General features: G+C 68.3%; 11 protein-coding genes and 2 pseudogenes. 4 read left to right on the forward strand and 9 right to left on the reverse strand.

What is annotated here, in order from left to right; genetic code table 11:
• Positions 1-24: 24 nt before the first annotated feature.
• From HNR07_RS06570 to HNR07_RS06595, 6 genes are all read right to left on the reverse strand, one after another.
• Positions 25-741, reverse strand: coding sequence for an ATP-binding cassette domain-containing protein (locus tag HNR07_RS06570; RefSeq protein WP_184363244.1), 717 nt, complete (start codon positions 739-741; stop codon positions 25-27).
• A complete protein-coding gene (gene urtD / locus HNR07_RS06575; RefSeq protein WP_184363247.1) occupies positions 738-1484 on the reverse strand; it encodes an urea ABC transporter ATP-binding protein UrtD in 747 nt (248 codons plus the stop codon). The genes HNR07_RS06570 and urtD overlap by 4 nt, the downstream gene beginning before the upstream one ends.
• Positions 1481-2620 (reverse strand): urea ABC transporter permease subunit UrtC, encoded by a 1140-nt coding sequence (gene urtC, locus HNR07_RS06580; protein WP_184363250.1) that lies wholly within the window; start codon positions 2618-2620, stop codon positions 1481-1483. The genes urtD and urtC overlap by 4 nt, the downstream gene beginning before the upstream one ends.
• Positions 2617-3507: an urea ABC transporter permease subunit UrtB gene (urtB, locus tag HNR07_RS06585; RefSeq protein WP_184363253.1), complete on the reverse strand. Its 891-nt coding sequence runs from the start codon at positions 3505-3507 to the stop codon at positions 2617-2619. The genes urtC and urtB overlap by 4 nt, the downstream gene beginning before the upstream one ends.
• A gap of 177 nt (positions 3508-3684) precedes the next feature.
• Complete coding sequence (gene urtA / locus HNR07_RS06590) at positions 3685-4908, reverse strand: urea ABC transporter substrate-binding protein (RefSeq protein ID WP_184363256.1); 1224 nt, start codon at positions 4906-4908, stop codon at positions 3685-3687.
• 114 nt (positions 4909-5022) lie between these two features.
• On the reverse strand, positions 5023-5211 hold the full coding sequence (locus tag HNR07_RS06595) for a hypothetical protein (protein ID WP_184363259.1): 189 nt from the start codon (positions 5209-5211) through the stop codon (positions 5023-5025).
• A gap of 201 nt (positions 5212-5412) precedes the next feature.
• Between HNR07_RS06595 and HNR07_RS06600 the strand changes: the two genes are divergently transcribed.
• Positions 5413-6309: a DUF3626 domain-containing protein gene (locus HNR07_RS06600; protein ID WP_184363262.1), complete on the forward strand. Its 897-nt coding sequence runs from the start codon at positions 5413-5415 to the stop codon at positions 6307-6309.
• 33 nt (positions 6310-6342) lie between these two features.
• On the opposite strand, the gene HNR07_RS35480 is transcribed toward HNR07_RS06600, so the two are convergent.
• Both HNR07_RS35480 and HNR07_RS06610 read right to left on the reverse strand, forming a co-directional pair.
• The gene (locus HNR07_RS35480; protein WP_184363265.1) at positions 6343-6957 is read right to left on the reverse strand and encodes a TetR/AcrR family transcriptional regulator; all 615 of its coding nucleotides are present in this window, start codon (positions 6955-6957) and stop codon (positions 6343-6345) included.
• Between the two features lie 141 nt (positions 6958-7098).
• Positions 7099-7656, reverse strand: a complete 558-nt coding sequence (locus HNR07_RS06610; protein ID WP_184363268.1) for a hypothetical protein — start codon at positions 7654-7656, stop codon at positions 7099-7101.
• 1233 nt (positions 7657-8889) lie between these two features.
• Here HNR07_RS06610 and HNR07_RS06615 point away from each other — a divergent pair.
• Positions 8890-9069, forward strand: a pseudogene (locus tag HNR07_RS06615) (phosphoketolase family protein); the annotation flags it as partial.
• A gap of 32 nt (positions 9070-9101) precedes the next feature.
• Here HNR07_RS06615 and HNR07_RS06620 read toward each other — a convergent pair.
• Positions 9102-10367, reverse strand: coding sequence for an IS256 family transposase (locus HNR07_RS06620; protein ID WP_184363271.1), 1266 nt, complete (start codon positions 10365-10367; stop codon positions 9102-9104).
• A gap of 48 nt (positions 10368-10415) precedes the next feature.
• Between HNR07_RS06620 and HNR07_RS06625 the strand changes: the two are divergent.
• Both HNR07_RS06625 and HNR07_RS06630 read left to right on the forward strand, forming a co-directional pair.
• Positions 10416-12620: pseudogene (locus tag HNR07_RS06625) on the forward strand (phosphoketolase family protein); the annotation flags it as partial.
• Positions 12620-13708 (forward strand): acetate/propionate family kinase, encoded by a 1089-nt coding sequence (locus HNR07_RS06630; RefSeq protein WP_184363274.1) that lies wholly within the window; start codon positions 12620-12622, stop codon positions 13706-13708. The pseudogene HNR07_RS06625 and the gene HNR07_RS06630, both read left to right, overlap by 1 nt.
• Positions 13709-13911: the final 203 nt, after the last annotated feature.

The raw sequence follows: 13911 nt of genomic DNA on the forward strand, positions 1-13911 counted from the left end.
CGTGGCCTTTCCGGGCCGCTGGGCTCAGATGGCCATGAGGGCGTGGGCGCTGGCGTGGGTGAGTTCGGTGCGTGGGCCGGTGTGGACGATGCGTCCGGCGTCGATGACGGTGATGGTGTCGGCCAGGCGAAGGGCCACGTCCAGGTACTGCTCGACGAGCAGGATGGTGATGCCTTGGGCGGCGGTGGCGGTGATGGCGGTTTCGATCTCGGCGACGATGTTGGGTTGGATGCCTTCGGTGGGCTCGTCCAGGATGAGCAGGGTGGGGTTGGTGACCAGGGCGCGGGCGATGGCCAGTTGTTGGGCTTGGCCGCCGGAGAGGAGTCCGGCTTTGCGGTTCAGGAGTGGTTTGAGGCGGGGGAAGCGTTCGAGGGCGGTTTCGATGAGGTGGGGGCCGCCGCGTTGGGTGGCTTGGTGGGCGACGTGGAGGTTTTCTGCGACGGTCAGGGGTGCGAAGGTGTCGTGGCCTTGGGGGGCGTAGGCGATGCCGCGGCGGGTGCGTTGGTGGGGTGGTAGGTGGGTGATGTCGGTGGTGGTGTGGGTGATGGTGCCTTGGGTGGGGGTGATGAGTCCGGTGATGGTGTTGAGCAGGGTGGTTTTGCCGACGCCGTTGCGGCCCATGATGCAGGCGATGGTGCCGGTGTGGATGGTGAGGTTGATGTCGAATAGGACGCGGGCGCGGCCGTAGCCGGCGTGGAGGTTGTGGACGCTCAGGTGGGGTGTGGTGGGGGTGGTGGTCATGGGGTGGCTTTCTGGGGGGTGTGGCCCAGGTAGACCTCTTGGACGCGGGGGTCGTTCTGGACGGTGTGGACGTCGCCGTGGGTGAGGATGCGTCCTTCGTGGAGGACGGTGACCTGTCTGGCGTAGCGGCGTAGGAAGTCCATGTCGTGTTCGATGACGATGATGGTGTGGTCGGTGGCGATCTCGGTGAGCAGGTCGCCGGTGCGGGTGCGTTCTTGGGTGTTCATTCCGGCGACGGGTTCGTCTAGGAGGAGCAGGCGGGGTTGTTGGGCCAGGAGCATGGCGATTTCCAGCCATTGGCGTTGGCCGTGGGAGAGGGTGGCGGCCTTGGTGTGGGTGTGGGCTGTGAGTCCGACCCGGTCCAGGATGTGGGTGAGGGCTGGGGGCAGGGTGCGGCGTCGGCGTAGGAGCTGCCAGGGGTGGAGGCGGTGGGAGGCGGCCAGGTCGACGTTGTCGGCGACGGTGAGTTCGTCGAAGACGACGCTGGTTTGGAAGGTGCGGCCGATGCCGGCGCGGACGATGCGGTGTTCGGCTTTGCCGTTGAGGGTCTGGTTGTTGAAGGTGATGGTGCCTGAGGTGGGTCGGGTGCGCCCGGTGATGGCGTCGATGAGGGTGGTCTTGCCTGCGCCGTTGGGGCCGATGAGGAAGCGTAGTTCGCCTTCGGTCAGGGTGAGGTCGATGTGGTCCAGGGCGGTGAAGTCGCCGAAGGTGACGGTGAGGCCGTGGATGTGCAGCAGGCTCATGGGGTGCTCCCGGTGGTGGTCTGCTGGGGTGAGCGGTCGCGGGTGCGTTGGCGGCGGGTGTGCAGGGCGTCGCTGATCTGTTGGGTGAGTCCGGCCAGGCCTTGGGGTGCCAGGGCGATGACGATGATGAACAGGGCGCCTTGGAGGTAGGTCCAGCCGCTGGCGAAGTTTTCGGAGAAGGTGGTTTGGGCGGCGTTGACGAGGATGGCGCCCAGGGCGGCTCCGGCCAGGGAGTAGCGGCCGCCGATGGCTACGGCCAGGACCATCATGATCGAGGGGATGACGCCGATGAGGGAGGGGGAGATGATGCCCATGATGGGGACGAAGAGTGCTCCGCCTAGGCCTGCGGCCATGGCGGAGAGGGCGTAGGCGAGGGTTTTGGCCCAGGTGGGGTCGTATCCCAGGTAGCGGACGCGGTCTTCGCCGTCGCGGATGGCGATGAGGAGTTGTCCGTAGCGGCTGCGGGTGATGTGGCGGAAGAGCAGGTAGACGCCGGCCAGGGTGAGGACGGTGATGGCGTACAGGGTGGTTTGGGCGGTGGGGGTGTAGAGGCTGTGTCCGGCGAAGACGGGGAAGTCGGTGAGGCCGTTGGAGCCGCCGGTGAGGTGTTGTTGGCCGATGAGGAGGATGACGAAGGCGGCGGCCAGGGCCTGGTTGAGGATGGCGAAGTAGGCGCCGCGTACGCGTTGGCGGAAGACGGACCAGCCCAGGAGCGCGGCGAGGGTTGCGGGTATGAGGATGGCGGCCAGCACGGCCACGGTGGGGCTGGTGAAGGGTTGCCAGAACCAGGGGAGTTCGGTGAGCCCGGACCAGACCATGAATGGGGGGAGGCCGCTGGGGTTGAGGGGGTCTTGTTCGGCGCGGGCCAGGGTCAGGTGCATGGCCATGGCGTAGGCGCCCAGTCCGAAGTAGACGCCGTGGCCCAGGGTGAGCATGCCGCCGCGGCCCCAGGCCAGGGCGATGCCTAGGGCGACGATGGCGTAGCACAGGTATTGGGCGAGCAGGTTGAGGCGGAAGGGTTCCAGTACCAGGGGTGCCACGAGCAGGGCGGCGGCCAGTAGGGCTGCGAAGGTGGCGGGGCCGCGCAGGCGGGTGAGCAGGGTGGGTGCGGTTTCGGTGGCGGTGGTGGGGGTCATGTGAGGGCCCTGGTCTTGACGGTGAACAGTCCCTGGGGGCGGGCCTGGAGGAAGGCGACGATGGTGGCGAAGACGATGAGTTTGGCCAGGGAGGCGTCGGCCCAGGCTTCGACGGTGGCGTTGAGGATTCCCAGGGCGAAGGCGGCCAGGATGGTGCCGCGTAGTTGGCCCAGGCCGCCCACGACCACCACCAGGAAGGCGTCGACGATGTAGTTGGTGCCCAGGGTGGGTCCGGTGGGGCCGATGAGGGTGAGGGCGACTCCGGCGATGCCGGCTAGGCCGGAGCCGATGAAGAAGGTGGTGGCGTCGACTTTGCGGGTGTTGATGCCGCTGATGGCGGCCAGGTCGCGGTTGTGGATGACCGCGCGCATCTGTCGGCCTTGGCGGGAGCGGTTGAGGTAGTAGGCGATGGCTGCCACGCACACGAGGGCCAGGGTGAGGATGAACAGGCGTGAGTAGTGGATGCGGATGCCGTCGGCCAGGGTGATGCCGCTGGTGAGCCAGGCGGGTGCAGGGACGTCGACGTTGGGTGCGCCGAAGGTGTCGCGGGCGGCTTGTTGGAGGATCATGCCGATGCCGAAGGTGAGGAGCAGGGTGTCCAGGGGGCGTCCGTAGAAGTGGCGGATGAGGCCGAGTTCGAGGAGCCAGCCCAGGGTTCCGGTGACGGTGAAGGCGACGGGGAGGGCGATCAGGAGTGAGTAGGCGGGGTTGAGGCCGACCCAGGCGTGCAGGACGTAGGCGGTGTAGGCGCCGATCATGATGAGTTCGCCGTGGGCCATGTTGATGACGCCCATTTGGCCGAAGGTGAAGTTCAGGCCCAGGGCGGCTAGGAGGAGGACGGCGCCGATGGCCAGGCCGGTGGGGAGTTGGCTGATGATGGCGTCCATCGCTGCTCCTTTCTGTGTGGGTGGGGGCTGCGCGGTGGCGGGTGCGGCCGGCTCCTGTGCGGGGTGGCTGCGGGCAGGCGTGTGTGGGGTGGGGTGCCTGGGGTTGGTGGGTCGTGTGCGGGTGGGATCGGCCGCACCCGTGCTGTCGGGGTGTTGCTGGGGTGGGTGTGCGCGCTTTCAGCCGGTAAGGTCGGCGGCCCAGTCGTAGCCCTCGAGGTAGGGGTCGGGGACGATGGGGTCGGGGGAGGCCCAGATCTCGTCGATCAGCCCCTGGTCGTTGACTTGGCCGATGCGGGCGGTCTTGACCACGTGCTGGGTTTGGCCGTCCACCGTGATGGGGCCCTCGGGGGCGTCGATGCTGATGCCCTCCAGTGCGGCGCGCACGTGGTCGACCTCGAAGCTGTCTGCGGCTTCCACGGCTTCCTTCCACAGGTAGACGCCGTTGTAGGCCGACTGCATGGGGTCGGAGGTGACGCGGTCGGCGCCGTAGGTGTCGGTGAAGGCCTGTACGAAACCGGTGTTGGTGTCGGTTTCGGTGGTCTGGTAGTAGTTCCAGGCCGTGAGGTGACCGGCGATGTTGGCGGCGCCGATGCCCTCGACTTCTTCTTCGGCGACGCTGACGCTGAGTACGGGGACGTCGTCGGGCTCGACTCCGGCTGAGCGCAGCTGTTGGAAGAAGCTGACGTTGGAGTCGCCGTTGAGGGTGTTGAAGACCGCGTCGGGCTGGGTGCGGGCGATGTCGTTGGTGATGGTGGAGTACTCGGTGTGGCCCAGGGGGGTGTATTCCTCGGCGGTGATCTGCATGTCGTGGTGGTCGGCGTAGGCGGTGATGATCTGGTTGGCGGTGCGGGGGAAGACGTAGTCGGAGCCGACGAGGTAGATGCTGGTGTGGCCTTCTTCGCGCAGGTAGTCCAGGGCGGGGATGATCTGCTGGTTGGTGGTGGCGCCGGTGTAGACGATGTTGTCGCTGGCTTCGAGGCCTTCGTACTGGACGGGGTAGAACAGCAGGCCGTTGTTGCGTTCGAAGACGGGCAGCATGGCTTTGCGGGAGGCGGAGGTCCAGCCGCCGAAGACCGCGACGGCGTTGTCGGACTGGAGGAGTTTTTGGGCGCGTTCGGCGAAGGTGGCCTCGTCGGAGGCGCCGTCTTCGAGGACGGGTTGGATCTGGCGGCCCAGGACGCCGCCGTTGGTGTTGATCTCGTCGATGGCCAGCTGGACGGAGTCGCGGACGGTCACTTCGCTGATGGCCATGGTGCCGGACAGGGAGTGGAGCATGCCCACGGTGACGGTGTCGTCGTCGGCCCCGGCGGTTTGGCTGCCTGTGCAGGCGGTGGCGGCCAGGGTGAGGGCCAGGGCGGCGGCCAGGGTTTGGGGTAGGGCGCTCGGGCGGGAGCGGGCCATGCCCACCTCCTTGGGTCGGGTGCTGTTCGGGGGTGCACCTAGGAGGCTGGGGGCGGGGTGTTTCGCGTGGCGTGCCCGACCGTTACGTATACATGTCGGTATCCGGTGTGTGGGTTAAATCCCGTCTGTGTCAGGGGTGGGGCGGTGGGTGGCGGCCAGGTGGTGGTGGCCGTTGCCCGCGCAGTGGGGGCAGGGGCGCGGGATGAGGGTCTGGGCTGGTGGGAGGTGTCGGGGCGTGTAGGGCAGGATCTGGATCTGTGTGCCGCTGCCCAGACAGCCTCGGCACAGGGCGCGGATGAGCATGGGGGCAGGGTACGGGTGTGGGGTGGGTGGTGGGGGTGGATCGGGTGAGGTTGGCGGGGTTGATGGGTGGTGGGGTGTGGTCGAGGTCTGGCTGGTGCGCCCCCCGCAGGGCTGGGGGAGTGGTTGGGGCCGGGCTTCGGGCACGGGGCGGGGTGGAAAACGGGTGGGTTCGGGTCCGGGTGGTGGTGCAGGATCGGGGCCATGCACGAGTTGAGCGCACACGGGTGCGGGTGCGGTGGCAGCTGTGACGGGGCCCGGGGGCAGCTGGCGGCCCAACGGGCGCTGGAGTGGGTGCGCAGGCGTTCTTGGGGCGGCGGGTTCGAGTCCGGGTGGTCGGTGACGCTGAACTTCCACCCCGACCGGCGGGTGGGTGGGCACACCGTGGTCGAGCGCATGGCCCTGGAGGGTGTGTACCGGTCCCAGTTCGTGACCGGGATCAGCAACGGCGGGTTGACCGCGTTCCAGGGCGGGGACCGGTGGCGGTGGGAGAGCCGCATGTTCGGTGGGGCCTATGACCGGGCTCCGGTGTGTTCTCGGCCGGTGTACGGGGCTTTGGACTGGGCGGGCAGCCAGGTGGGTGCGGCGCCCCGGTTCGGGTCGTGTTTCTTCCGGTTGGGGCCGCAGGTGGCCCGGCGCAGCACGTTCTGTTACCCCGACAGCACTTTCGAGCCCTGTGATTTTGGGGTGGGTGAGCGCATGGGGCTGGTGGAACTGGCCCGCGGGGCGGTCAAGGGTGGTGCGGGCCGGGACGTCCTGGATGAGTACGTGGAGGCTCAGGTGCACGGGCCCGTCCGCTGGGGCGTGGACGTGGACGAGTTGGTGCTGGATCCGAGTTTTCGCGGTACTGCGGTGGAGGAGGCCGCTCGGGGGTTGGGGTGTGCGCTGTCCTGGCACGGGGGTTTTCGGTTGTCGGTGGGGGAGTTGCGGCGTCATCCCACCTATCGGGGGCGGGAGTTCGTGGAGCTGGGGGAGCGGTTGGCGGTGGGTGGGTGGTTGACGCCGAAGGTCTTGGGTGATGCGGCGCGCTCGGGGGAGTGGGGTTCGCAGTCGTTGAAGCGGGTGTGGCACTACGTGGCCAGGTTCGGTGCCCCGGGGTGAGCGGGGTGGGCTGGTTGGGTCCTGTTCGGTGTTTTAGGTGGGGTGGGTGAGCAGGGTGTTCAGGAGGCGTTGGCAGCGGTGGGTCATGTCCTGGGCGCTGTGTTCGGGGTGGGCCAGCCACCAGGTGACGGCGGTGGTGACGGTGGAGAACCACACCTGGGTGAGGAGGTCGTGGTCGTGGGGGTCGTGGTCGCCGTGGTGGTTGAGGATTTGGCTGATGCCGGTGGCGCCCAGGGCGTTGAGGCGTTGGCGGTAGTGCTGTGCGGTGGTGGTGGGGGTACCGGGCGGCAGGGTGGGGTCGTAGAGCACGGACCAGTCGTGGGGGCGTGGTTGCAGGGTGGTGAAGATGGCCTGGAGGGTGGCGGCGGCGCGGATGTGGGCGGGTGCGGGGAGTTGGGCGTCGGTGACGGCTTGGACCAGGGGTTTTCCGGCGCGGTGCAGGCAGGCTTGGGAGAGGCCTTCTTTGGAGTTGAAGTAGGCGTAGACCAGGGGTTTGGAGATGTCTGAGCGTTGGGCGATGGCGGCGACGGAGGCGGTGGCGTAGCCGTGGTGGGCGAACTCGTGGGCGGCGGCGTCCAGGATGAGTTGTTCGCGTTGGGCGCGGGGGACGCCCTTGGTTCCGGTGCGGTGGTTCTTGGTGGTGGCCACGGGGGGAGTCTAGCCACCGAATTGACTCACTGGTAACTTACCCGGAGGTCAATTCGGTGTCGTCGGGGTCGGGGTGCCGCCGGGGACCGGAACGTGCCGGGGTGGCGTGTGGCGGGCGGGTGCTCGTGGTGGGGCTGGGGGTCAGCCCTGGTGGGCCTCCCAGTTGCTTCGGGCCTGGTCCAGTTCGATGTCACGGCCCAGCGCGGGCAGCGCCAGGTAGGCGCTGGCCAGGGCCGCGCTCAGCAGCAGGACCCAGAAACCCAGGGCGTTCCACCACGGTGGCGACGGGGAGAGCAGTGGCAGGGCACAGGCCGCGAACGTCAGAGCTGTTGGTGGAACCCAGGCCCGTCCGGTGGGGGAGCCCTGGGCTGACCAGGTCATGGACACCATGAACGGGGTCATGGCGATGATTCCGCTGACCATGGCCGCCCCGGCCATGGTCAGCGCCAGGGCGAGCAGGGGCCACAGCTCCAGCCACGGGCTCAGGGCCCACACCGTGGTGCTCGCCGCGACCACGGCGATGGCCGCTCCCAGCACGATCAGGGGCAGGGGCAGCCCTCGGTTGCGCTGGTGAGGCGGGGAGTCGGGGGAGTTGGGGGAGTGCGCGCCGTCGGTCAGGGAGTGGAGGGCGTTCAGGGTGCGGCGCAGCGACAGCGTCGCGAGGAAGCGGTGCTGGCCGGTGTGCGGGCTCTGGTCCATGACCTGTCGTCACCTGTCGTTGTTCTGCGGGCCCGGGGGTGGGACTGGTGTGTGGTGGGGCCGTGCGGGTGCTGTTTCGGGTTCGAGGGCTGTGCTCCCAGTCTAGGAGTGGTGCGGGTGCGGGTGGTGTTCGACTGATCGCGGGTGGGGCGTGGGGGTGTGTTGGTGGTTGAGGGGAGGCCTCCGAATGATCTACTTGACATAATGTGCATTATCGGCGTTTCGGGAGGGCCTGTGGGGAAGGGGTTCTCGCGCTTTGGGCGGGTCGTGGTTGGTGTGTGAGGCGCCCCCGGGGCGTGTGGCTCGCCGGGGGCTGGCAGGCCAAGGGGCTCGCCGGTGTGCCTCTCGCAGGCGCGGCCGCGGTGTCGGAGGGGCTTGGTCTGGCGGGTCGGGTGTTGGCGGGCGGCGTCGGGTCGGCGTCGCTGCGCGGGTGATGTGCGTGTCCGCCGGCGATACCTGGGGTCCCCGGGGCCGAGCCTGTCCCGCCGGAGTCGCGAACGGCGGGGTCGGGTTCAGTGCCTGTGGGTGGCGTTTCTCGGGTCGTTGGTGCTCTGGCGCTCCTCGGGCCCCGGGGCTCCTCGGTCCTTGGCGGGCGGTCGATGCTCCCCCGGGGCGCGGGAAGCTGGGCTGTGGGAAGCCCGCGGGGCGCCCCCCAGGGTGTCTTTGGCGGGCTCGGGTGCTTTGGGCTGGGGTTTCCACCGGGGCTGGCGGGTGGGGGCCGGGCCCCTTCCGGGCGCTGGTGTCTCCATGTTTCATGCATAAACGGTGTTATGCATCTTTTTGTGGTTGTTTGGCAACACATGACTGTTTTCTCATGCGGGTCTGGCCGCACCGGTGTCGTCCGCGCGGCGTGGACCCTCGCCCCGCGACCCCGGCGCACCCGCCCTTGAGTCGAACACCAGTTCGCGGAGACGGCCGTCGGGATGCGCGTCGAATGCCTGTACGCATCACACCGCTCCCCTGGAAACCGTCCGCTGGGACCACTCCCCTACCCGAGCCAGCACGAAGGGCCACGAACACCCCACGGCAATCACTGTGCGTAACAGCAACGCGGGCGCAGTGGCACCAAGACACGGGACCAATGGCCGTGAAAGGCCCGGGGGCGGGCGGTTACGGTGGCCTGGACCGGGTGTGCCCTCCCCCGGCCTGGTCCGCCACCTGGCCCAGGCCCGGTGCGGTCGGTCGGCCCCGCGGCGCATACGGGAACGTTCTCGGCCTAAGGAGAGTGGGCTCATGGCCCCGGACCGGTTGGACCAGACCGAACTGGAACTGCTGGACGCCTACTGGAGGGCGGCCAACTACCTGTCGGTGGGGCAGATCTACCTGCTGGACAACCCCTTGCTACGCCAGCCCCTCCAACCCGAGCACATCAAGCCGCGCCTGCTCGGACACTGGGGCACCACCCCGGGGGTGTGTCAAGTTAAGGGTGTAACTGTTGTTCTTGGTCAGCGGCGTGTCGCGGTCAACCGGCCATCAAAGGTCAGATCGAACGCGTTCAGCGCCTTCTTCCAGCGCGCGCTCCACTTGGCCCGCCCGGTCCCCTTCGGATCCAGAGCCATCAACGCCATGTAGACGCACTTGAGCGCGGCCTGCTCGTTGGGGAAGTGCCCCCGAGCCTTGACCGCGCGGCGGATCCGGGCGTTGATCGACTCGATCGCGTTCGTGGTGCAGATGATCTTGCGGATCTCCACATCGAAGGCCAGGAACGGCACCATCTCCGCCCAGGCGTTCTCCCACAACCGCACGATCGCCGGGTACTTGTCCCCCCACTCGGAGCAGAACTCGGAGAACCGCTCCAGAGCGGCCTCCTCGGTGGCGGCGGTGTAGACGGGCTTGAGCGCCTTGGCGACCTTCTCCCAGTCGGCCCGGGAGGCGTAGCGGAAGCTGTTGCGCAGCAGGTGCACGATGCAGGTCTGCACCACCGTGCGCGGCCACACCGACTCCACCGCCTCGCTCATGCCCTTGATCCCGTCGGCCACGAGCATGAGCACGTCGGCCACACCACGGTTCTTGAGTTCGGTGAACACGTGCGCCCAGTACTTGGCGCCCTCGTTCCCATCGCCGGCCCACAGACCGAGGATGTCGCGCTCACCCTCGGCCGTGACGCCGAGCACGACGTAGATGGGCCGGTTGGCGACCTGGCCATCGCGGATCTTGACGTTGATGGCGTCCACGAACAGCACCGGGTAGACCTGGTCCAGGGGCCGGTTCTGCCACTCGGCCATGCGCTCCATGGCCGCCTCGGTGATGTTGGAGATGGTCTGCTTGGACACGTTGGCGTCGTAGACCTCGGCCAGGTGGGCGCAGATCTCGCCGTGGGTCAGGCCGCGGGCTGAGAGTGAGAGGACGATGCCGTTGACCCCGTTCAACCGCCTCTGGCGCTTGCGGACGATCTGGGGCTCGAAGGAGCCGTCGCGGTCGCGGGGCACGTCGAGCTCGACGGGTCCGGCCTCGGTGGTCAGGGTCTTGGACCGGGTGCCGTTGCGGGTGTTGCCGCCGGGCTCGGTGGAGCGTTCGTGCTTGGCGTAGCCCAGGTGGGTGTCCATCTCGGCGGCCAGGACGTTCTCCAGGGCGGTCTTGGTCAGGCGGGCCAGTAGCCCGTTCTCGCCGACCAGCTCGATGCCCTCGGCCTCGGCCTTGGTCTTCAGTTCCTGGACGAACTCTTCGTCCGACCTGCCAGTATCGGCCTTGACCTGCGTCTTGTCACTCATGGTGCACTCCTACCCCCTTGGAGTTACACCCCTACCTTTACACTCCCCACCCCGGGGCTGAACTTCTGCTACGCGCACCTGAACCGGGTGATCCGGGCGCGCGATGCGGACATGATCTACGTGATGGGGCCGGGCCACGGCGGTCCGGCGGCGGTGGCCAACTCCTGGTTGGAGGGCAGCTACAGCCAGGTCTACCCGGATGTGTCCCAGGACGAGGAGGGCATGCGCCGCCTGTTCCGGCAGTTCTCCTTCCCCGGCGGGATCCCCAGCCACGTGGCGCCCGAGACACCCGGCTCCATCCACGAGGGCGGAGAGCTGGGGTACTCCTTGGCGCACGCCTTCGGTGCGGCCTTCGACAACCCCGACCTGGTGGTCAGCTGTGTGGTGGGTGACGGTGAGGCCGAGACCGGTCCCCTGGCGGCCAGCTGGCACTCCACCAAGTTCCTGGACCCGGTGCGCGACGGCGCGGTGCTGCCGATCCTGCACCTGAACGGGTACAAGATCGCCAACCCCACGGTGCTGGCCCGAATCCCCGAGGAGGAACTGGTCAAGATGCTGGAGGGCATGGGGTACCAGCCGCTGATCGTCAGCGGCTCCGAGCCCGCCTCCATGCACCAGCGTATGGCCCGGGCCCTGGACGAGGCGATGGACCGGATCGCCGCCATCCAAAGGCAGGCGCGTCAGCGGGCGGGGCGCGCGGGCCGGTCCTTTGAGCGTGCGGTGTGGCCGATGGTGGTGCTGCGCTCCCCCAAGGGGTGGACGGGGCCGCGGGAGGTGGACGGGCTGCCGGTGGAGGGGACTTGGCGCTCGCACCAGGTGCCGCTTTCGGGGGTGCGGTCCGATCCCGGGCATCTGCGGCAGTTGGAGGAGTGGATGCGCTCCTACCGGCCGCAGGAGTTGTTCGGGGACTCGGGTGCGCCGGTGGCGGAGCTGGTGGCGTTGGCGCCCGAGGGTGAGCGGCGGATGGGTGCGAACCCGCACGCCAACGGTGGTGTGTTGTTGCGGGACCTGGTGTTGCCTGATTTTCGGCGCTACGCGGTGGAGTTCGACGGGCACGGGACGCACACCAGTCAGGCCACACGGGTGCTGGGGTGTTTCCTGCGTGATGTGGTGCGTTCCAACCCGGACAATTTCCGGATCATGGGCCCTGACGAGACGGCTTCGAACCGGTTTTCGGAGGTGTATGAGGCAACGGACAAGGTGTGGCAGGAGGAGGTGCTGTCCACTGACGAGCACCTGGGTCGGCACGGTCAGGTGATGGAGGTGCTCAGTGAGCACCTGTGCCAGGGGTGGTTGGAGGGGTATCTGCTGACCGGGCGGCACGGGGTGTTCAACAGCTATGAGGCGTTCGTGCACATCGTGGACGCGATGTTCAACCAGCACGCCAAGTGGTTGAAGGTGAGCCGTCACCTGGCGTGGAGGTGGCCGATCGCGTCGCTGAACTATGTGTTGTCCTCGCATGTGTGGCGTCAGGACCACAACGGGTTCACGCACCAGGATCCGGGGTTCCTGGATGTGGTGATGAACAAGCCCGCGGAGCTGGTGCGGGTGTACCTGCCGCCGGACGCGAACTCGTTGCTGTCGGTGGCCGACCACTGTCTGCGTTCGCGTGATTACGTGAACGTGGTGGTGGCTGGCAAGCAGCCCGCTCTGGACTACCTGTCGATGGATGAGGCGGTGGCGCACTGTACGCGTGGGATCGGGATCTGGGAGTGGGCCAGTACCGGGGGCGGGGCCGATCCGGACGTGGTGTTGGCGTGTGCGGGTGATGTGCCCACGTTGGAGACGGTGGCCGCCGCTGACCTGTTGCGGCAGTTCTTTCCCGAGCTGGGGGTGCGGGTGGTGAACGTGGTGGACCTGATGCGGTTGCAGCCGGCCGGTGAGCATCCGCACGGGCTGCCCGACGCCGAGTACGAGGCGTTGTTCACCACCGACAGGCCGGTGATCTTCGCTTTCCACGGGTACCCGTGGCTGGTGCACCGGTTGACGTATCGGCGCAGGGGCCATGAGAACCTGCACGTTCGGGGGTTCAAGGAGAAGGGGACCACGACCACGCCGTTCGACATGGTGATGTTGAACGACCTGGACCGGTTCCATCTGGTGATCGACGTGATCGACCGGGTGCCGGGGTTGGCGCAGCGGGCGGCGCACGTGCGGCAGCGGATGGTGGACGAGCGGTCGCGGCACCGGGCCCACACGCGGGAGTTCGGTGAGGACCCCGCGTCGGTACGTGAGTGGGTGTGGCCCTACTGATGCGGGTTCTGGTGGTCAACGCGGGCTCGAGCAGTCTGAAGCTGAGTGTGCTCGATCCTGATGACGCGGTGCTGGACGAGTGCAACATCCCGGTGGAGCGTGATGTGTGGGAGCGCTCTGCCCTGGAGGAGGCGCTGGGCCGGTTCCCGGCCGTGGACGCGGTGGGGCACCGGGTGGTGCACGGGGGTCGGGAGTTCGTGGAGCCGGTGCGGTTGGACGCCTTCGTGGTGGGGCGGCTGCGGGCCCTGGGCGGTTTGGCGCCCTTGCACCAGCCCAAGTCGTTGGCGGGCATCGAGGCGTTGGAGCAGGCGCTGCCGCGGGTGCCCGCGGTGGCGTGCTTTGACACCGCCTTCCACGCCCGGATGCCGGTGGAGGCCTCCACCTACGCGGTGCCCGCGCGTTGGCGTGAGGAGTTCGGGGTGCGCCGGTATGGGTTTCACGGGCTTTCGCACGCCTATGCCTCGCGTAGGGCTGGGCAATGGACGGGGGCGGAGCGGGTGGTGGTGGCGCATCTGGGTGCGGGGGCGTCGTTGTCGGCGGTGCTGGGTGGGCGGTCGGTGGACACCACGATGGGGTTCACCCCCTTGGAGGGGTTGGTGATGGCTACCCGTTCGGGGAGTGTGGATCCGGGGTTGGTGCTGTGGGTGCACGAGCACGCGGGGGTGGCGATGGCCGATGTGGGGTGGTCGTTGGAGCACGATTCGGGGTTGTTGGGGTTGGCCGGGTCGGCGGACATGCGCACGGTGCTCGAGCGTGAGGCTGCCGGTGATGAGGTGGCCCGGGTGGCGGTGGGGGTTTATCTGCACCGGTTGCGGGCGTTGACGGCGTCGATGGTGGCGTCCTTGGGTGGGGTGGAGGCGTTGGTGTTCACCGGTGGGGTGGGTGAGGGTTCGGCGCAGATCAGGGGGCGGGCGGCGGACGGGTTGGGGTTCTTGGGTGTGGGGGTGGACGAGGCGTTGAACGAGGGTCTTGAGGGTGAGGGTGAGATCACGGCTGCGGGGGCGCGGGTGCGCACCGTGGTGGTGCGGGCGCGTGAGGACGTGGAGATCGCCCGGGGGGTGCGGTCGGTGTTGTCCGGGGAGCGGTAGGGTCCGGGGTCTGTCGTTGGTGGATCCGGTGCCTGGGGGTGCTGCCCGAGGGGGTGGCGCCCCCCTTTTTTTTGTGGGGTCGGGGGTCGGGTGGGGTGTTCCTGCGGGGCGTGGGCGTTGGGTGTGTGGGGGCGGTGGTGTGGCGCAGGAGTTCGGTGCCGAGTAGGCCGGTGGCGCCGACGATGAGCAGGGTCATGGGCGCA

Origin of the sequence: Nocardiopsis metallicus (assembly GCF_014201115.1) — a bacterium.
Classification (GTDB): Bacteria; Actinomycetota; Actinomycetes; order Streptosporangiales; family Streptosporangiaceae; genus Nocardiopsis; species Nocardiopsis metallicus.

Excerpts from the sequence above, each read along its gene's own strand:
- HNR07_RS06570 (WP_184363244.1), bottom strand. The coding sequence starts at position 741 with ATGACCACCACCCCCACCACACCCCACCTGAGCGTCCACAACCTCCAC.
- urtD (WP_184363247.1), bottom strand. The coding sequence starts at position 1,484 with ATGAGCCTGCTGCACATCCACGGCCTCACCGTCACCTTCGGCGACTTC.
- urtC (WP_184363250.1), bottom strand. The coding sequence starts at position 2,620 with ATGACCCCCACCACCGCCACCGAAACCGCACCCACCCTGCTCACCCGC.
- urtB (WP_184363253.1), bottom strand. The coding sequence starts at position 3,507 with ATGGACGCCATCATCAGCCAACTCCCCACCGGCCTGGCCATCGGCGCC.
- urtA (WP_184363256.1), bottom strand. The coding sequence starts at position 4,908 with ATGGCCCGCTCCCGCCCGAGCGCCCTACCCCAAACCCTGGCCGCCGCC.
- HNR07_RS06595 (WP_184363259.1), bottom strand. The coding sequence starts at position 5,211 with ATGCTCATCCGCGCCCTGTGCCGAGGCTGTCTGGGCAGCGGCACACAG.
- HNR07_RS06600 (WP_184363262.1), top strand. The coding sequence starts at position 5,413 with ATGCACGAGTTGAGCGCACACGGGTGCGGGTGCGGTGGCAGCTGTGAC.
- HNR07_RS06610 (WP_184363268.1), bottom strand. The coding sequence starts at position 7,656 with ATGGACCAGAGCCCGCACACCGGCCAGCACCGCTTCCTCGCGACGCTG.
- HNR07_RS06620 (WP_184363271.1), bottom strand. The coding sequence starts at position 10,367 with ATGAGTGACAAGACGCAGGTCAAGGCCGATACTGGCAGGTCGGACGAA.
- HNR07_RS06630 (WP_184363274.1), top strand. The coding sequence starts at position 12,620 with ATGCGGGTTCTGGTGGTCAACGCGGGCTCGAGCAGTCTGAAGCTGAGT.